The organism is Thalassospira sp. SM2505 (genome assembly GCF_054901115.1).
Genome location: NZ_CM142731.1, coordinates 3,676,898 through 3,695,989, shown reverse-complemented (window position 1 = coordinate 3,695,989; position 19,092 = coordinate 3,676,898). Strand labels below are relative to the sequence as shown.

Sequence of the window (19,092 nt, the reverse complement as noted above, 5' to 3'; positions counted from 1 at the left end):
AAAAAAAGGTAAGGCCCGCGTCAAATGATGCGGGCCTTTTTGTTTGAATGCTGTCTTGTGGATTTAGCTTGGCGGCAGGTAACGCCGCCAGGGCTGGTCGGCAAATGGTGCAAGCAGGACATGACGGGCTTTTTGCCAGCCAACCCCGAATGCCATGACAAGGCCGCCAATGATAAAGCAGACCAGAACAATGGTCACAGACGGGTCGATGGCGACACCTTCAAAGCCCGATTGCAGCAGATAGCCGACATAGATCAGTGAACTGATGATCGGTGATCTGCGATCCACGACCAGCGAGAACAGCATGGCAAGGGCAATCAGCGGAACCATCACCCAGGCCGATGCCTCATAGGCGATGGCAACCGAATGGATGGTCATCGGTGCGCCCATCACATAAAGCCAGAACGCGCATTCCGCCCAGCCATTGATACGTTCGGGATCGCGGCTGTCGATAAAGACGCCAAGGACAAGCAACAGCAACCCGGTCGCGGTGATCAGGTAATTCAGATAGTCGGCAATCGCCGGGCCGATGGCGGCCGTCAGTGCCGCCCAGGCCACACCAAGGATGCCCGCCGCAATCAGTGCGAAGGATACCGGCAATCTGTATCGCAGGAAAAAGCCCACCTGAAAGGCAAAGCCGATCACGGTCACAAGCACAAGAATATTGGCAGATTCCTCGCCAAATTCGATGATGCTTTCAAGGGTCGAAAGGCCGCTTCCTGTGCCGTAAAACGGCATAAACAGCGCCATGGCATACAGCATGATGGTCGCGCCAAGGGCAGCCATGATCGCAATTGACGGCAGGGTCGCCTTGAGCTTGCCCGCGATATATTCAGCCAATGCGACATAACCGGCAATCGCCAGAAGCGGTGCAACCCAGAAGGCCGGGCTTTCGGTCAGCATGCCCCACAGGATGAACCAGCCAACACTTAATGCCACGACGCCCAGCGCGATGAAGATGTCATTCATACCGCGAAACAGGGTGAATTTTTCGGTTTCGGCGGCTTCATGCGATTGCGCGACAAGGAAGCTTTCAAGCCTTGTAAAAGACTCTTCGCTGATGACACCGGCCGAGATGGCGTTACGAATGTCAGCAAGCGTGAATTGACGGTTTTTCAAGGGGGCTCCCGTTTTATTGTTTCTGAAATCGTGTCAGACGTGACTGTGATACACCGCAATGACAAAGGGTTCAATTTTCGCAGTAAATCGTCAAAATTTGTCCGGTCTGTGGCGCATATCGTTCAATAAGCAATATCGGCTTTCATGTTACCTGCATATTCGCCACCACGAAGGAGTAATCAATGGGTATCTGGCAGAAATGCATGATCGCTGTTGCCTGCAACAAGCCGATACGTCGCGCGGGTGAGGCCATTGGACGCAAGACCGGTCTTGCCGATCAGTTTGTCAGTGCGAGCAATATTGAAGGACATGTTGCACGCGCCATCCGGTTGCACGAACAGGGCATCGGAATATCAAGCTTTTATCTTGGCGAATATGTCACCGACATTGCCCAGGTCCATGAAACAGCAGCACAGCTGGGGGCGCTTGTGCCCAAGCTCGATCAGGCGGGCGGGGATATTCATATTTCCATCGATCCGTCGCAGCTTGGCTATATGCAGGGCAAGGAAGTCCTTGATCAAAATGTCGATGACATTGCCCGACTGATCCGAACGGCTGCAAACGGAACCGCGCAGCGCAAAAATAACCGCACTATCCGATTGATGATCGATATGGAAGATTTCGACATGATCGATGATACGCTTGCCCTGCATCATCGTCTTGCCGATGCGGGCATTCCGGTCGCCCAGACGTTACAGGCCCGTCTGTTCAGAACAGAAACCGATCTTGAGAGCATGATTGCGCGCGGGGCGATGGTACGGCTGGTCAAGGGCGCCATGGCCCCGCCTGATACGGTGGCCTTTACCAAGCGTCCCGATATCGATGCCAATTATCTGAAGCTTGCAGGCAGGATGTTGTCGGATGCTGCGCGCAATGCCGGGTTCTTTCCGGTGTTTGGTACCCATCATCGCGATCTTGCGATCCGGATCGGGCAAATTGCCGATCAGAATGGTTGGGTGCGCGACCGGTTTGAATTTGAAATGCTGTATGGCGTGAACCAGCCCTTGCAACGTGAATTGCGTGATGCCGGATACCGGTTGCGGCTTTATGCGCCGTTCGGGCATGACTGGTGGGCTTATGCCTGGCGTCGGGTCGGGGAAAATCCCCGCAATCTTGGTTTGTTGTTACGATCCGGGCTGAACCGATAGACATCTCAACTACCTGCAGATGCCGCCAGATCCGTCTGGCGGCATTTTTACAAGGGCCAGTGTATCGGGAACGGCTGCGAAGAGGTGATGTCACATTGACAATATCTGGAGTTTCACATATCAAGTTAGTTAACTTACTTAATTGATCAGAATAAGGATCTGTGATGGCGGGCAAACTCAGTTCCGAGGAAAAACGGACAAAGCTTGCCCGTGCGGCAATGAATGTGATCTGGCGCGACGGATATCACGCGGCCACCATTCAGGCCGTCGCCAACGAAGCCGGATTGCCCGCAGGCGGGGTATTTTACCGGTTCCCTAGGAAACATGATCTGGCGCGCGCCGCACTTGAAACCATTCAGGGTGAATTCGCACCGCTTCTGGCCAGTATTGCGCCAGATGGTTCGGTCCGCGAACGCGTTGCCAAATTCTTTGATTATCTTGATGCCATGACCCCGCGTCGGGTGCGCCATGGCTGCCCGTTAGCGCGCCTGATGATTGATCTGCCGCCGGATGCGGATTTTGATGATGCGCGCGCAATCGGACAATCGGTGTTTGATGACCTTGTTGACTGGCTGGCCATGCAGTTCGTGGCAGCGGGCATGGTATCGACAAAGGCCGAAACCGAAGGCCGACGGATTATTGTGCGCTGGCAAGGGGCGATCATTCTGGCCCATGCGATGAATGACCGTGCCATCCTTGATGACGAAATCGAGGATTTGCGTCAGACGGCGCAGCAATTGCTGTGATGCAATTTATGATTGCCATCATGAAACCAATTTCTGGTGATGGTATTGTCGGGTTCAAACGTCATATATTAAAGACAGTTCTGTACTGAACAAAAAGGGGCCGACATTATGCAAAGATTGAAACTGGCGGTTGCGGGGCTTCTGGCTGGAATGCTTGCGGCCTGTGCAAGCGGCCCGCGCGTCTATACCGATGTTGATCCGGCGGCCGATTTCGGCCAGTTCCAGACCTTTGCCTTTATTGAATCCGCAGGCAAGGATACCGAGGCCCGGTATCAGACCCTGTCAGGGCAGCGGATCGAGGATGCCATAAGTAGCGCCCTTGAAGCGCGCGGCTATCGCGTTGATATTCGCAATCCCGATATCCTGATCAATTTCCATCTCAAGACCGAGGAAAAAACGCGAACAGCCCCGCCGGTCTATGTTGGCGGCTATTACGGATATCGCAGCGGAATGTATGTTGGCTGGCCGGGCTATGTCGAACCCGGTTATGTCGATACCTATACCGAGGGGACCCTGACGGTTGATATGGTCAACCGCGTGACCAGACAGATGGTCTGGGAAGGAACGGCGGTTGCGCGTGTGACAAGTTCGGTGCGCGAGGCGCCTAATGAAACAGTCAGATCAGCAGTGGCATCGATCTTTGCCAAATATCCCTTTGTTGCCGGAAGTAACGTTGCCGTGCCGCTGGCACAGTAACTTCCCCAGTGGCATCAAGGCCGCGATACAAGGCGGGCAATAAAAAAGGGCCGGATAACCGGCCCTTTTGTCTGGAATACGCAGGCTGTCAGTCTTCGCTGGCCGCGGTGAAGGCCATATAGAGTTCCTGTGCGCGGCGTGTGATCGGGCCGGGCTGCAGGTTGCGGTCATCAAGTTTGACGCAGGGTGCAACCTTGTAATAGTTGCCGGTGCCAAAGATTTCGTCGGCAGCTTCGAGTTCCTCGTATTTGCAGGTTTTCTCGACAACCTCGACGCCGTTTTCACGCAGAAGGGCAATGACGCGCTGACGGGTCAGACCATTAAGGAACGTGCCATTGATGGCCGGGGTATAGACCGTGCCATCCTTGGCAAAGAACAGGTTGGCATAGGAAAACTCGGCCACATTGCCAATCGGATCAAGCATCACACCGGTATCAAAACCGGACTCGGTCGCCTCGGTCACGGCACGGCCGACATTCGGATAGAGGCAGGCTGCCTTGGCCTCGGTCGGGGCACTTTCCGGTGACGGGCGGCGGAAACTTGATTTGCGTGCCGTAAAGCCGGTCTCGATGGCGTCGGGAATGTCAGAGACCGAAAGACACAGCACGAACTGCGCGCTGTCGGGGTTCGGGGCAAGGAAGCCTTCACCACCATAGACAATCGGCTTGATATAAAGGGCAAGTGCCGGATCGAATTTCTGAACACCTTCCTTGACCAGGGCAACAATTTCCTCGGTCGTGATTTTGGGTGTCAGACCCATCAACTTGGCGGAGCGCAGCACACGCGCGCAATGCGGATAAAGGTCGGGCATCTTGCCATTCATACGGCGCGCACCGTCAAACACGGTCGATGCCATCCAGACACCATGGGTTTGCGGACCCATGATGTTCGGGTTACCCTCATGCCATTCGCCCTTGTACCAGGTCCAGGTGGTGGGGGTGCTATCAGTGGCGGCGTGGCCCATTCTTGTACTCCTGATCAGTCTTGTGCGCGTCCGCTTGGCGCGGCGCTGCCGGTGGGGCGGTCAATTCCGGGGGTGAGAATAGGATTTTTGCCCAAGGATGGTCAAAGAAAAGATCGCATTTGGCGCTGCCTGAAAATTGTCATGAAAAGTTGCGATATCTGCGGGCCGCAGATTTTGTATATCTGTTTGATTATGAACAAAATTTGCCGATCAGAACCATTACCCGAAAGGAAGCCATCATGGGCAGTGACATCAAACTTGATATCAACGCGCGCTTTGATCATGCACGGGATGTGATCAAGGCCGCGGGCAAGCGCGCGATGTCCTATTACGATGGCACCGCCGGTGACCTTGAGATCGAGGCAAAGACCAATGCCCTTGATATGGTCAGTATTGCCGACAAGAATGTCGAGGCAATCATTCGTGACCGCATTCATGATGCCTTTCCCGAAGACGGATTTCTTGGCGAGGAAATGGGGATCGAGCAGGGCAGCAATGACTGCCTTTGGGTGATTGACCCGATTGATGGCACGGCCTGTTTTGTCAACCAGATGCCAAGCTGGTGCATTTCCATTGCACTGGTTGTGGCCGGTGAAATCGTGCTGGGTCTGATCTATCAGCCCTGCAACAAGGAACTTTTCACTGCCCGACTGGGCGAGGGGGCCGAGGTCAATGGCGAGCCGATCAAGGCCAGCACGGCAAACTCTGTGAGTGAGGGCCTGATGGGGCTTGGCATGTCTCATCGCACCAGCAGTGATGAAATCACGCCTTTCATCAAGGATTTGCTGGACCGCGAGGGCATCTTTATCCGTAACGGATCAGGGGCGTTGATGATGGCCTATGCCGCGGCGGGCCGGTTGATCGGTTATTACGAACCCCATATCAATCCGTGGGACTGCATGGCGGGCATCCTTTTGATGCGCGAGGCCGGTGGCTGGGCCAATGATTATCTTGGTGCGCCCGATGCCCTTGAAAAAGGCGCGCCCATCCTGACTGCCGGGGCCAATGTTGCCGCCGAATTGCGCGCGATGACCGGGATTGAAAAATAAAGTCCGGTACCGCCCCTGTTGCAATGGATCAAAGGATCAGGGGGCGGTTTTTTGCTGTGCTGCGCGTCGGTTTTCCAGCATCCGGCTTTCAAGGCGCATCAATTCGCTATTGATGGCCTTGATATCAAGCGGTTTGGTGCAATGGGCGTCAAATCCCGCTGCCCGGAAGACGGCAAGATTGTCATTGGAAATATCTGCCGTCAGGGCAAGGATCGGGATGGTGGCCTTTACGGGGTCATCAAATTCGCGGATTTGTCGCGTGGCTTCAATCCCGTCAAGGACGGGCATATGCACATCCATCAGAACCGCATCGAAATCCTGTTTTGCAAGGATATCAAGGGCGTCCTGACCATTGGCTGCCGGGGTGATGATATGCCCCTGCTGTTCAAGGAGTTTCTGGGCAAGGATGCGATTGATCTCGATATCCTCGACCAGAAGCAGGTTCCTGCCGGTAACCGGGACCTTTTCAAGATCTTCGTCGGTTTGAGCTTCGATTTCCGCATTTTCCGCCGCCGCAGCAGCAGAGCTGCGCGGCAGGGTCAATTCAAACCAGAATGTGCTGCCAGTTCCTTCCTGGCTATCGACCCTGATCTTGCCCCCCATTGCCTCAACCATGCGCTGACAGATCGCAAGCCCAAGCCCGGTGCCGCCATAGCGGCGTGACGTCGATGTTTCGACCTGTGCAAAGGCCTCGAAAATGGTTTCGAGTTTGTTGGCCGGAATGCCGATCCCTTCGTCGCGCACGGAAATGCGGAAACCAAGGTCATCATCGGTGACCGTGGTCGGTGTCACGGTGACATGGATATTGCCATATTTGGTGAATTTGATCGCATTGGAGACAAGGTTGGTCAGGACCTGTCGGAAGCGGACCGGATCACCGGTGACCCAGCGCGGCATGTCTGCCGGGATTTCAAGATGCAGCCGGTTATTCTGTGCGCGTGCGGGCACCAGCATCATTGATGTGACTTCCTCGCAAATCCCGCGCAGATCAAAGGGCACTTCTTCAAGGATCAGGCGTCCGGCCTCGATCTTGGAAATATCAAGAACATCTCCGATCAGCGACAGGACATGACGCCCCGCCCCGCGAATGGTCGACAGGTATCCGCGCAAGGTTTCGACAGAAAAATCCTTGTTGTCCAGACTGTCACTGGCAAGTTCGGTATAGCCAAGGATAGATGTCATCGGGGATCGGAATTCGTGGCTCATATGGGCGATGAATTCCGATTTTGCCCGGTCGGCCTGCTGGGCCTGATTCATTGCCCGTTCGGCAGCGGTACTTGCATTTTCAAGTTCCTCGGTCCGGCGGGCAACCAGATCGACAACATATTTTTCCGTGCGGTTGAGTGACCGCAGATAAATCAGCAACAGAATGCTGATCATGCTGCCAAATACAAGGATCGCCCAAGGTTGCCAGTAATGCAGGCTGGCAAGTGCGGACTTGGTCGGATGCAAGACAATTGTCCAGTCGCGATAGCCAAAGGTGAAATTTGAAACAGTCGGATTGAACGGTCTTTCAAGTTCGTGCTGAATATGGTCAATGGCATAGTCAGTCGGCCGGTTGGAATAGATCAGCTGTGCGTCGGATCTGGATTTCAGGTCGGCCAGATGGATCTCAAAATCAAGCGGCATGCGTGCCACGCGCGCAGCCCGCGTGATCATGTCGGTCAGGCGCAGGACACCCACGGCAAGTCCCAGTGGCGGACCATCGGGGTTGCGCCGGTTCTCAACGCTCAAAAAGGCAAGTGCAGTGGCAACCGCTGAGTTTGACTGAATCAGTTTGATCGGTTCGGTCAGGGTGACATTTCCCGTCAGAAGGGCGGTCTCAAGCGCACGTCTGCGGGTTTCCTCACTGGCCAGATCAAAGCCGATAGCGGCCTCGTTACCTGAACGCGGGAACACAAAGAAAATCGGGTAATACCCGTCGCGCTGGGCGGCGGCTTGTCGCTTGCCATCGACCAGTTCGCGGATCTGGAAATCCGGAACTCCGCGCAGGGCGGCATTTTCTTCTATCAGTGCACGGGCGCGGCCTTCGATAAACGGCGCCCATTCAAGGGCGGCAATCCCCGGACGGCGACTGACCCAGGGGGCAATCATTGCGTCAAACGTATTGGCAGAAACACTGCCATGGACGTCAAACAGCGTTTTGACCGCGACCAGTGCATCGGTCGCACGGCCAAGTTCTTCGCGAAGGGACGCCTCAAAGGCCAGCCGGTATTGTTCGGTCGACACGCGTTCTGCCGCAACCAGCTGGCTATAGGTGTACCAGGATGCCAGAGACGACACGCCAAAACCGATGACACCGATCACGATCGAAAGGGTGCGCCGCATGCGATGCACGTCATCAGAAAGGCGGCCGTCACGTGCGCGCGTCGTGATAAAGGAAATGCGCTCCAGTCCGCCTGCAAGGAACAGGGTCCCGACCGATACGGCGATCAGATAGCCATAAAGGTTGCGAAGGCCGGTATTGATCCCGACCGACCCGAATGTATTGTTGCCAAGGGCCGCAAAGACAATGATGTCAGCCACAATGATGGTATTGACGAGTGTCGCACCCAGAAGCCCGAACCGCGTCGCCCCCCAGATCACAAAAGGCAGGGAGACAAAGATAAACAGAAATTCGGGTTTCGAGACCAGTGGTGTGGTCTGCACCGCCGAGGAAATAACGATGGCGGCAACACAGATAAAGACCAGTTCACCATAATGCTGGCCCATCCGGCCGAACTGACGCCATTTCATCAGGCGCATCACAAGTGGCCCGACAACAATTGCGCCGACCAGATCCCCCAGGAACCAGCCCTGCCAGATTTGCGGGAACTGGCCAAAATTCCCGATCACGACAAGACTGAGCGATGTCGCGCCAAAAAGAGCGGACAGGGCAGGGCTGAGCACGCACCCGAGCGACAGGAAAATCAGCATGTTTCGGAACAGGCCGATCGGGTAGGTCCCGCAAAACCGCCGGACAATCAATGCCGGGCCGATGGCGGCAATGGTATTGCCTGTTGCAATCAGAAAGGCGAGGGTAATGGATGGCGACGTCGCAAGGTTAACAGCCAGCGCACCGATAAAGACGGCTGGAAAATATCGCCAGCCCCAGACAATCAGGGCGGCAAGCGCAATCCCGGATGGCGGCCAGACAAGGGTGACGCTGCTGCCAAAAAAGGGCAGTTGCAAACCGGCATAACCAAAAAGGAAATAGGCAAGTGCAATCGCCAGAGCGCGCAAGATATAGCGGCGTTGCAGCGTCAAACGAATTCCCCTTTCCCCCATGCGCGACACGTCTGTGTGTCTTCTCCTTAATGTAAGGATGCGCAACGTGATTTTGAATACGGTTTCGACGCAATCACGGATGATCAGGATGAAAAAAATACAACAGAATTTGGCAAATGCCGATGGCGGGGCATTTCAGTGCCTGTCGCGGGTTTTGTGCGGGTTACTGACTGCACCATAAAACGCGCGCGACCCAGTCAATCTGATCGGCGGGGATGAACCGGTCTTCAAAGTCGGGGTTGAACGATTTCAGCTCAACGCCAAGCGCGCCGCGCCGGATCAGTTCCTTTGCCAGAACTTCGCCATCAACCGTTTTGACGACAACCCGGTCATGGGGGCGGATGTTTGATGCCGGGCTGACAATGATCAGATCGCCATTGCGAAAGACCGGCGCCATTGAGTCCCCGGAAATCCGCAAGCCATAGGCGGTCGGATCATGCAGGGCCGGAAAAGTGATGTCTTCCCATGATCCGCCAACCGGATAACCGGCATCGTCAAAAAATCCCTGATTGCCAGCCTGCGCAAAGCCGATCACCGGAATACGCCCGGCCCCGTTGCCATCAACCAGTTCGGAAAATTCACGGAAACTGACATCGGTCACCGCAAGCACCTTGGAAATGCTTTCGGTCGAGGGCCAGCGCGCCTTGCCCTGTGTGGTGGTGCGTTTGGACCGGTTGAATGTCGTCGGGTCAAGCTGGGCCAGACGTGCAAGACCCGACGGTGTCAAACCGTGGTCTTTGGCGATCTGGTCAAGGGCGGCCCAAATTTTCTGATGTCGGATCATGACCCATCCTAGCAGGGGGGCGGGACGCAGTCGAAGGAATTTATTCCTTATCGCTCGGGGATTTTACAGGCCGGAACAGAGCGCCCGGCTAAGCCTTGGCGATGGCCAGATTGGCGATATTGTCAAACAGGGTGACTTTGCCCATCTGCCCGCCCTTAAGCAGCATCGGCAGGCCATCAAGGCTGTTCTGTGCGCTGTCATGTGTTTGGGCATGGGCCAGAATGACCGGCGCACCGGCATCGAAATCGGCAACATAGGACAGGCTGTCAATGCCAAGGGCCTGAACCGCAAGGCTTGATGTATCGCCACCGGCAATCAAAAGGAAACCAAGGGCTACCGACCGGCTGATATCGGCGATGAAACGCGCGCTGGCCTGTGCAAGGTCATGGCTGGCAATCGTGTGATTGCGGTCATCAGACAGCGACACCAAAAGGTTCTTGTCGTCTTTCAGGGCCGAAAGACATTCGTCTTTCAACAGATTGACGGCATCGGGATCAAGCAGATCAGATGGAGACACGCGGTATTTGATATAGTTCTGTGCGCTTGCCACCTGTTCGGCGGTCAGGGGTGATCTGCTTCCGGCAAAGGCAAAGACCGGCCCTGCGCGCCGCGATGCCTTGGCAGCATTTTGCGGCAGGGGCGGGAAGGACGGAAACAGCGCCTGTGCGACGCTGCTTGCGCCAATGCACAGGACCGGGGCGGATCTGGCGATCTCATGAAGGGCTTCGCCAATCGTCAGAAGATCGTTTTCATCGGACACATCAAACAGGGTTTCGGTTTCGCCATTGGCGATCCGGCGTTTGATTTCGGCAATCAGGGCAGTGCGCCCTTGCCGGATCATGGTGAAATCAATCAACCCGACACTGGACCAGCCCTGTGTTGCCAGATGGCGACGAAGGTCGGCCTCGCTCATCGGGGTGACCGGGTGGTTTGCCATTACCGGATGGCGGTCAATGCGGTGGATTTGTCCCGCGCCGACACCGGCAAAAAGATTGCCAAGGAAACAGAACCGGCGCAGTGATGGCTGTCCGCCGATGATGGCTTTCCAATTTGCACCAACGGACTGCGCATAACGATCCGCAACGGCGGCAATATTGCCGGTTTCCGGTGCGCTGTCGAAGGTCGAGCAGATTTTGAAATGATAGATGCCACAGCGGGCTTTTGCCAGCTGATCGGCAAGTTTGCCGATGGTGGCAACGCCGTCTTCGACCCCCATAGCACGAAGCGACGTTGCAACACCAAAGGCATCGAGGCTGCCAGGGTCTGAACCCGGTGACCCGTGACCAACGTCGTCTTTGTGTTCCGACATATCCGGAGCAGTCAGATACAGGCGTGCAGAAAGTCCTGCCCGGGCCAGCGTGGCCAGCGTATCGGACGCCCCGGTGAAGTCATCAGCACAAAAAACGAGTTTGGTCATTGTCAGCCTCGTGCCCCATAAAATGCCAGGGCTTCTGACAGGGCAGGGTTGGTTTTGGCATGTTGTTCGAGGCTGACACCGGCTTCGCAGGCTTCCCATGCCTGACGCAGACTGGTGATGCCGGCCGCAGGTCCCGACGGATGGGCAAGGATGCCACCCCCGGCCAGGAACATGAAATCAGCCGATCCGACCGCCTTGCAGGTGGCCGGAACCGTGCCAGCCCACTGGCCCGACGAAAAGACCGGAAGAACGCGATCTTCATCGCCATTGCCAGCGGCAAGCGGCTTGCCACACAGCTGGGCCGATGCTTCGACTTCGCTGTCTTCATCACAGAATTTGCCGCCCATGCCATGGACATGCATGTGATCCATACCCGCCAGACGATACAGCGTCTGATAGGCCGGATAGGCCATGCCGATCATCGGATGACGCGACAGCGCCCCAAAGCCGTTGCGATGCCCGTGCAGGACAAGGCCGGTCGATTTGCGCAAGGTCTGAAGGGCTGAAAGACCCGTCCAGTTCATGCTGACCATCGCGCATGATCCGCCTTCTTTTTCAATCAGGTCGGCATGGCGACGCATGGCATCGGTTTCATCGGTGATGTTAAAGGCGATCATCACATCGCGCCCGGTGCGATCCCGATACCGACGGACCTGATCCATCACGGCCGGAATGCGTTCGGCAAGCGGGGCGGATGCCGGATTGGCGCAGACTTCATCATCCTTGATGAAATCGACACCGGCTTCGCAAAGTTGCCCGACCAGACTTGCGATATCTTCGCTGCGCAGGCCGACATTCGGCTTGATGATCGTGCCAAAGAACGGGCGACCATGGACATTCATGCGATCACGCGTGCCCTTGGTTCCGGCCACCGGATAATCATAAAGATCGCGATAGGCCTTGGGCACTGTGACATCAATCAGCTTAAGCCCGGTGATTTCGCCCAGATCATAAAGATTGCCCGAAACCGTTGCGGCCAGTGTCGCAAGGTTTTTGCCGATATTGCCGGTTGGAAAACCGATGCGGATTTCAGCCCGGCGATAGGGGCCGGTGATGCCGCGCTCAGTCAGATAGGCACTATGCAGGCTGGGGTGATTGACCGGGGTCAGTTCGCGGACTTCAAGCACGCGGGCCGAACAGCGTTCGCGCAGCTCGTCGGTTTCACCTGCTACGCGCACGAATGTTCCGCTGCTTTGTTCGCCAGCCATGATGGCGGCGATCTTTGCAGGGTCCATCGGCGTTTCGATAAGATAGCGGGCTTCGATCAGGTCCATGGCTCAGATTTCCGAAAGCGACGGGAAAGGACGGATCGGATCAGAACCGTCCCAGTCAATCGAGGCTTCATAGATCGACTTGAACAGACGGCCTTTGGGGCCGACGACCTCGGAAAGTTCGATCACGGTGCCCGGATGCATTTCGCGGTCAAAATAGACAAAGCGACCATTGTCACCGACCTTGCCGCTCATTTTGACGTTGAAGCCCTTGCTTTCCATCAGGGCAAGGTCTTCATCAAACTTCTCGGTCCAGTAGGCGACATGTTGCAGGCCGACATTCCCGGCCTGGGTGAAGTCGCGATACATGGATGGCGCGTCATTGCGGGTCTGGATCAGTTCGACCTGAACGTAACCGGAATTGGCAAGTGCGACCGAGTTGTGGACGTCATAGGCCTTGCCGTCATAACGGTAATCCTCGATCGGCACGCGCGGGTTATAGTACCAGGGGCCGACACCCATGGTCGTGGACCAGTATTCCATGGCCTCTTCGATATCGGGCACGACATAACCGAGCTGGCGAATTTCACCAAGAAATCTGCTCATGTTTCCTCACTTAATCCAGAAGGTTGGGCAACCAGACAGAGATTGCCGGTATGCAGGTCACTGCGAGCAGCGACAAAAACAGCGGTAACAGGAAGGGCAAGGCGCCCCGGATCACGCGGTGCAGCGGCATCTTGGCGATGATGCTGACCATATAAAGGCTCATGCCGACCGGTGGGGTCAGAAGCCCGATCATCAGATTGAGAACGAACACGATGCCAAGTTGCAGCGGATCAACACCGGCCGCCGTCATGGCAGGGGTAATGATCGGTGCGATGATCAGGATGGCGGCAATGGATTCAAGGAACATGCCGACCACCAGCAGCAGCACATTGACGATCAGAAGCAGCACCAGTGGATCGCTGGAAAGCCCCAGAAGGAACTCGCTGGCCGTTGCCGGCAGGCGATCCATGGTCAGGACCCAGGCAAACAGGGCGGCGGTGGCAACGATGAACAGGACATTGCCCGTGGCATCGACACTGTCGCGTGCGGCAATCAGAACACGTTTGAGATCAAGCTGCCCATAGATGAACTTGCCGATCAAAAGCGCATAGGCAACCGTGACACCGGCCACTTCGGTCGGCCCGAAATACCCCGAAATCAGACCGCCGATCAGAAGAACCGGGGCGGCAAGGGCAGGAAGCGAGACGACGAATTTGCGGGCAAAGGCCGCAAGGCTGAATTTCACCTCGTCACGCGGCAATTTATAGATGCGCGCCATCACGGCAACCTGTGCCATCAAAAGGATGGTGATCAGGATGGCCGGAACGATGCCAGCAATCAGAAGCTTGACCGCTGATACGTTCGAGACCGACGCAAAGATGATCAACGGAATGCTTGGCGGGAAGATCGGACCGATGGTGGCTGCCGCCATGGTGATGCCCGATGCAAACTCGGAAGAATACCCCTGTTTGCGCATCATCTTGATCTGAACGGCACCAAGGGCCCCTATATCGGCAAGGGCCGCACCCGACACGCCCGAGAAAATCAGGCTGACCAGAACGCTGACCTGCGCGGTCCCACCCCGGATCCAGCCAACCATCATGCGGACCAGTTCAAACAGATGGTTGGTCACACCCGACAGGCTGAGAAGATTGGCGGCAAAGATGAAAAGCGGCACGGCCAGAAGCGGGGTTGAATCAAGCGCATTGACCGTGCGCTGCGCCAGAACCGCCATCGGCAGGTTAAACAGGATCATCACCACAGCCGATGACAGGCCCAGACAGACCGCAATCGGCACCCGAATGATCATGAGTGCGAGAAACAGGATAAGAAGGGTTGCACTCATCATTTGCGGGAATCCCCAGACGATACCTGTTCCGACATTTCCTCGGCGATGGCCTTGGCAATCGGGTTTTCGTCTTCTTCGGTGTCAAAGTCAGAAGCAGGTTCGGTGCCGGTGATCAGGCGATAGAGTGCAACAATCAGCAAAAGCACAATCGCGATCAGAACCGGCGCATAAACTGCATAATTCGAAAGGCTGAGCGACGGGGTGGTGAATTTGCCCGCACGGATCAGAAACTTGTAAAGACCAAACAGGAAGATGCCTGCAAATGCGCTGATCAGCACATAATTGGAAAATCGCAGGATCGCTTTTCCGCAAGGCCGCAGGGCGCCATAAAGCAGATCAATTGCGATATGACGGTTGTGCAGCATCAAGGCCGGAACGGCAAAGAACACCAGGGCGATATTGGAAATGCGCGATAATTCATCGGCCCAGGGCAGGCCAAGATCAAAGAAGTTGCGCAAGATCACCTGACCAACCACCAGCACAGCCATCAAACCCAGCATCAGCATGGATAATGCGGTCATGAAGCGGCAGATGCGGTCCAGTCCCCTGTAGATCGGGGAATTCCTGTACGGCATGACGATACCTGAATAAAAGCGGGATAAAAGGGGCGGGCGACATCCCTGAACGCAAGGTTCCCTGATGCCGCCCTGATCGTTTTATTTTACAGCAGCGATCTGTTCGAAATACTTGCCGTATTTGTCGTCAAAACGCTCGTGGACGAGTTTCTCGACACCGGCGCGGAAGGCCGCAACATCAAGACCGTCATCCGGACCAATGATGGTCATACCGGCATCCTTAAGCTTCTGAAGATCGCCTGCTTCCTTATCAAGGATCATCTGGGAGGCTTTCTGACGAACTGTTTCAGCCGCCTTGGTGAGGCCGTCCTTGATGTCCTGCGGGAAGCTCTGCCACAGGTCTTCGTTGATCACGACGATTTCTGCGGCCGAAATATGACCGGTCAGCATCATGTGCGACTGAACATCAAAGAGCTTGTGGTCAACTGCAACGTTTACCGGGTTTTCCTGGCCCTGAACGATGCCGGTTGCAAGGGCGGTCGGGACTTCCGACCAGTCAACCGGAACCGGGGCAGCACCAAGGCCCTCGACCGCGGTCAGATAAACCGGGGACGGAATGGCGCGGATTTTGACACCAGCCAGATCAGCAGGCGTCTTGACGGCCATATTGGCGGTCAGCTGACGGGTGCCGAAATAGAACGCATACAGGACGCGCATGCCGGTATTGTCGATCAGGCCCTGATTGAGTTCGGCCATGATCGGGGAGTTGATGTCGACAACCTTCATCAGGTGATCATAGTCGCGATACAGATACGGGGTGTCGAGCACACCGAAATCTTCGTAAAGCGAGCTCAGCGCACCAGCGGTATTGTGCGAAAGCGCGATGGAACCCATCGAAACGCCTTCGGCCAGTTCCTGAATCTTGCCAAGCTGGGAGGATGGGTAAACATCGATCTTGACCGCGCCATTGGTGTTCTTGGCGACTTCTTCGGCCAGCCAGTCTGCCTGCATGCCAACAACGCTGGTCGGCGAGTTCATGTGGCCGTAATTCAGTTCATATTCCTGCGCCTGCGCGCCGTGTGCGATCACGGCAAACGAAGCTGCCGCTGCAAAGGTGGTCGCGAGCTGGCGAAACTTTTTATGCATAGCCATGGTTTCCTCCCATGATGGTTTATGAGCGTTTTGACGGCAGAACGCACCTTTGAAAGATATGTTCGTACCTTATCTGTTTTCCGGTCGGGATTGTTATATCTTTTCCCTTGAATGGACGCAGAATACGTGAAACATTTTGCCTCATCAAACATCATAAAATGATGTGTTTTGATGTTTTTTGAGGATCAGATGCCAAAAACGACCGGCCCCATCATCAAGGATATCGCCGAGCTTTCCGGGGTTTCACCGGCAACGGTTGACCGCGTTTTGAACAAACGTCCGGGCGTGCGTGAACGCACGGCAAAGCGGGTTTTGCAAGCGGCAAGCGAGCTTGGCTATCTGCCTGAAACCGATATGGCCGAAGCGTTTCGGCCCAAACCGATGCGGGTCGTGTTCCTGTTGCCATCGGGCACCAACCCGTATTTGCAGTTGCTTGGTGATCGCATCAAAACTGCGGCCGAGGCCACCACGGGCTATAACATCCGCGCGCGGTGCTTTTTCATCGACAGTTTCAATCCGCAGCTTCTGTCCGAGGCGCTTCGTCAGCATGGCGAAAAGGCCGATGGCATTGCCTTTATGGCGATTGATCATCCGCTGGTACGTGAAACCGTGTCCGAACTTCAGAATGCCGGAAAGCATATGATTACGGTGGTGTCCGATATTTCCGGTGTGCCCCATGCTGCCTATGTCGGGCTTGATAACCGTGCGGTTGGCCGGACGGCGGGATATTTGCTGGGCCGGTTCAAGGGCAGTCGCAGCGGGCGGGTGGCAATGATTGCGGCCAGCCGTACCTATCGCGCCCATGAAGAACGCGAAATGGGCTTCCTGAGCCTGATGGAAGAAGAATTTCCCGAACTGCGCGTGGTTGCAGCCCGCGAAGGTCATGATGATCGCAGCGAAAACTATCTGCACACCAAATCACTGCTCGAAGAATATCCCGATCTGATTGGCATCTATAACGTTGGCGGGGCATCGGACGGGGTGGCACGCGCCTTGCGCGAAAGCGGTCGTGGACGCGACATCATCTTTATCGGCCATGGCCTGACACCCGATACCCGTCGTTTCCTGCTTGAAGACATCATGGATGTCGTCATCACCCAAAGCCCCGGCGTGATCGCGCATAATGTGCTGCGCATCTTTGAAAATCTGCGCGCCGGTGGTCAGGTCGACAAGGACCTGGCCAAGCTGACCATGGAAGTGGTGGTCAAAGAGAATTTGCCGTAAGGAAGTTCTCTTTTCCAAGTAAATTCAATGTTTTGCGGTCAGTTTCGTGATTTGTTGTACCATCGCGATAGTGCGTGCTCATCTTCTGAATAGGAAATTAATCCTTTACAATGAGAACAAAAGGGGATTATAACTTGAAAATCAACACCGGAACTGCATCCAGAAATAGGGTTTTCTCCATCTGCTCATAGGCGGCGGGGTGCCCTGAAATATGCAACGGCTGTGGCACCGTTGCCGGAATTGGGCGGCATGGCCGTCTTTGGGGAAATCACAAACCAGCATCATCGTAACGATGCGCACTTATGTGCGTGCGATGGGTCCAGCTTGGCTTTTTGGCGGGTGAAATGGCTGGTTGGTGCCCCATCCCAGGGGATTGCATGGTCGGCGTTGCGATGAGAATCCAGCCAGCAGGAGGGCGACGTGACCGAACAACGACTTTTTCCAAAACCCCTGTCAGAGCGTGAAATTACGCCCTTTGCCAGTGCGCGTCAGGCATGGTTCTGGTTCGTGCGATGTCAGACCGCGCGGATCGAGGGCGCACGCGTGATCGCCGATGCGGGCGAGGTGGTGCGCCCGTGCGATCCCGATGATGTCTATAACGCGGTGATGCGGCTGAAACAGGCCGGGACATTGACCGACCGGCATTTGCAGGTTCTTGAATATTTCGGGCTGGTGGAACGCGAACCCGATCCCCGTGATCCGCGTGAAAAAGGTAAGGACAGCCTGTGGCGGCAGGCCATGGAGGCGCTTGAAAATGTCCTGATCACACGCGGGATTGTGACGCGCCGCCGCGATGAGGATTTCCACCATGACGAGGTCATGATCAAACTGCGCGGGGATTTGTCGCCATGCGGAATCTGAGTTTTGAAAATCTGTGCTCTGTCGCGCCGGGCAGGGTAGGTGACGACGACAGTTATCATGCCATCCCGAACGCGGATGCCAGCAACGATACGTCGCTTGATCAATGGATCAGCCAGTCGACATCGGCGCGCGAGGTATCGGTTCTGGTGGTCTTTGCCGATGCTCCGGAAAAGCGGTTATTGCGGCTTCTTAAACCCGGATTTCGCCATTGCTTTGTGCTGGTGTCGGGATTGCGGGCCGGGGAATGGATTTGCCTTGATCCGCAAAGCCACCGGGTGCGCTGTGAAAGCTGGGCCTATTCGCCAATCTTTGATCCGGCGGCCTATTACCGGTCAATCGGCCATCATTGCATCTGGGCCCATTACCCGCACATGGTCACGCGCAAGGCCCGGTTTGGCCCGATGAGCTGTGTCGAGCTGGTTAAACGATTGCTGGGTATTTCGGCCTTTTGGGTCATCACCCCCTGGCAGCTTTATCGTCATATGTACGCGCAAAGCCAAACGGGCAGGGACCGGACGGCTGAAAACGGCCATGTTTATTTTTCTGAAAAATGTTCTTGATTTGTTCTTCTTGTGATGCTATAAGAGGCAAATCAACGCGATAATTGCGCCCGCAGGGTTCCGACCCTTGCGGGCGTTTTTGCGTTTGGCCGTGAGCTTGTGGATCGCGTTTCCCGCCTTTGCGGGAATGACGTTCGTTCCTTGCAGCTGTTTTGGGCGCCGTCATCCCCGCGAAGGCGGGGGCTCGTGCAACGTGCTCTTTCGCAACCATCACCAAACTTCACAACCCGGAGACCGCGATGGGAAGCCTGTTTTCAACGCCAAAGCCGGTCATGGTCAGCAATCCGGTCACGAACGCAACCACCACCAACGATGCGGCTGCGGATACGCCAACCGGCACGGAAACCGCGACCGGCAACGCCCGCAAGGAAGCCCTTGAGCGTCGGCGTTATGGCCGGTCCAGCCTGATCACCACAAGCTTTCGCGGCTTGCTGAATGACCGCATCACCGGGCTTGGCGGTGGCAAAAACCTTTTGGGGGAATAG

Annotated in this window: 18 protein-coding genes; 8 read left to right on the top strand and 10 right to left on the bottom strand. The window is 55.8% G+C overall.

Features of this window, described 5'->3' with window-relative positions:
* Positions 1-63 precede the first annotated feature (63 nt).
* Positions 64-1,119 (bottom strand): hypothetical protein, encoded by a 1,056-nt coding sequence (locus ACTU44_RS17370; RefSeq protein ID WP_114098643.1) that lies wholly within the window; start codon positions 1,117-1,119, stop codon positions 64-66.
* A gap of 182 nt (positions 1,120-1,301) precedes the next feature.
* On the opposite strand from ACTU44_RS17370, the gene ACTU44_RS17365 reads away from it, so the two are divergent.
* The 3 genes from ACTU44_RS17365 to ACTU44_RS17355 all read left to right on the top strand — a co-directional run bounded on the left by ACTU44_RS17365 (position 1,302) and on the right by ACTU44_RS17355 (position 3,709).
* On the top strand, positions 1,302-2,267 hold the full coding sequence (locus tag ACTU44_RS17365; RefSeq protein WP_462096084.1) for a proline dehydrogenase family protein: 966 nt from the start codon (positions 1,302-1,304) through the stop codon (positions 2,265-2,267).
* A 164-nt stretch (positions 2,268-2,431) separates the two neighbouring features.
* Positions 2,432-3,013, top strand: coding sequence for a TetR/AcrR family transcriptional regulator (locus ACTU44_RS17360; RefSeq protein ID WP_336081802.1), 582 nt, complete (start codon positions 2,432-2,434; stop codon positions 3,011-3,013).
* Between the two features lie 108 nt (positions 3,014-3,121).
* Positions 3,122-3,709, top strand: coding sequence for a DUF4136 domain-containing protein (locus ACTU44_RS17355; RefSeq protein WP_114098646.1), 588 nt, complete (start codon positions 3,122-3,124; stop codon positions 3,707-3,709).
* 88 nt (positions 3,710-3,797) lie between these two features.
* Here ACTU44_RS17355 and ACTU44_RS17350 read toward each other — a convergent pair whose 3' ends face one another.
* The gene (locus ACTU44_RS17350; RefSeq protein WP_114098647.1) at positions 3,798-4,673 is read right to left on the bottom strand and encodes a branched-chain amino acid aminotransferase; all 876 of its coding nucleotides are present in this window, start codon (positions 4,671-4,673) and stop codon (positions 3,798-3,800) included.
* A gap of 239 nt (positions 4,674-4,912) precedes the next feature.
* On the opposite strand from ACTU44_RS17350, the gene ACTU44_RS17345 reads away from it, so the two are divergent.
* Positions 4,913-5,722 (top strand): inositol monophosphatase family protein, encoded by an 810-nt coding sequence (locus tag ACTU44_RS17345; protein WP_462096083.1) that lies wholly within the window; start codon positions 4,913-4,915, stop codon positions 5,720-5,722.
* Positions 5,723-5,758: 36 nt separating this feature from the next.
* On the opposite strand, the gene ACTU44_RS17340 is transcribed toward ACTU44_RS17345, so the two are convergent.
* The 8 genes from ACTU44_RS17340 to ACTU44_RS17305 form a co-directional block, all read right to left on the bottom strand.
* The gene (locus ACTU44_RS17340; RefSeq protein WP_462096082.1) at positions 5,759-8,968 is read right to left on the bottom strand and encodes a CHASE domain-containing protein; all 3,210 of its coding nucleotides are present in this window, start codon (positions 8,966-8,968) and stop codon (positions 5,759-5,761) included.
* A gap of 184 nt (positions 8,969-9,152) precedes the next feature.
* Positions 9,153-9,773: a LexA family transcriptional regulator gene (locus tag ACTU44_RS17335; protein ID WP_114098649.1), complete on the bottom strand. Its 621-nt coding sequence runs from the start codon at positions 9,771-9,773 to the stop codon at positions 9,153-9,155.
* Between the two features lie 88 nt (positions 9,774-9,861).
* Positions 9,862-11,190, bottom strand: a complete 1,329-nt coding sequence (locus ACTU44_RS17330) for a four-carbon acid sugar kinase family protein (RefSeq protein WP_462096081.1) — start codon at positions 11,188-11,190, stop codon at positions 9,862-9,864.
* 2 nt (positions 11,191-11,192) lie between these two features.
* The gene (locus ACTU44_RS17325) at positions 11,193-12,464 is read right to left on the bottom strand and encodes a ribulose-bisphosphate carboxylase large subunit family protein (protein WP_462096080.1); all 1,272 of its coding nucleotides are present in this window, start codon (positions 12,462-12,464) and stop codon (positions 11,193-11,195) included.
* A gap of 3 nt (positions 12,465-12,467) precedes the next feature.
* A complete protein-coding gene (locus ACTU44_RS17320) occupies positions 12,468-13,007 on the bottom strand; it encodes a VOC family protein (RefSeq protein ID WP_462096079.1) in 540 nt (179 codons plus the stop codon).
* A 10-nt stretch (positions 13,008-13,017) separates the two neighbouring features.
* A complete protein-coding gene (locus ACTU44_RS17315; RefSeq protein ID WP_220150321.1) occupies positions 13,018-14,295 on the bottom strand; it encodes a TRAP transporter large permease in 1,278 nt (425 codons plus the stop codon).
* Positions 14,292-14,816, bottom strand: coding sequence for a TRAP transporter small permease (locus tag ACTU44_RS17310; protein ID WP_462096078.1), 525 nt, complete (start codon positions 14,814-14,816; stop codon positions 14,292-14,294). Before ACTU44_RS17310 ends, ACTU44_RS17315 begins: the two co-directional genes overlap by 4 nt.
* A 135-nt stretch (positions 14,817-14,951) precedes the next feature.
* Positions 14,952-15,962 (bottom strand): TRAP transporter substrate-binding protein, encoded by a 1,011-nt coding sequence (locus ACTU44_RS17305; RefSeq protein ID WP_114098655.1) that lies wholly within the window; start codon positions 15,960-15,962, stop codon positions 14,952-14,954.
* A gap of 189 nt (positions 15,963-16,151) precedes the next feature.
* Between ACTU44_RS17305 and ACTU44_RS17300 the strand changes: the two genes are divergently transcribed.
* From ACTU44_RS17300 to ACTU44_RS17285, 4 genes are all read left to right on the top strand, one after another.
* Positions 16,152-17,186 carry a LacI family DNA-binding transcriptional regulator gene (locus tag ACTU44_RS17300; RefSeq protein ID WP_462096077.1) on the top strand — a complete coding sequence of 345 codons (1,035 nt, stop codon included), beginning with the start codon at positions 16,152-16,154 and terminating at the stop codon, positions 17,184-17,186.
* 420 nt (positions 17,187-17,606) lie between these two features.
* The gene (locus ACTU44_RS17295) at positions 17,607-18,047 is read left to right on the top strand and encodes a hypothetical protein (protein WP_114098658.1); all 441 of its coding nucleotides are present in this window, start codon (positions 17,607-17,609) and stop codon (positions 18,045-18,047) included.
* Positions 18,035-18,607 (top strand): hypothetical protein, encoded by a 573-nt coding sequence (locus ACTU44_RS17290; protein ID WP_462096076.1) that lies wholly within the window; start codon positions 18,035-18,037, stop codon positions 18,605-18,607. Before ACTU44_RS17295 ends, ACTU44_RS17290 begins: the two co-directional genes overlap by 13 nt.
* Before the next feature lie 239 nt (positions 18,608-18,846).
* Positions 18,847-19,092, top strand: coding sequence for a hypothetical protein (locus ACTU44_RS17285; protein ID WP_462096075.1), 246 nt, complete (start codon positions 18,847-18,849; stop codon positions 19,090-19,092).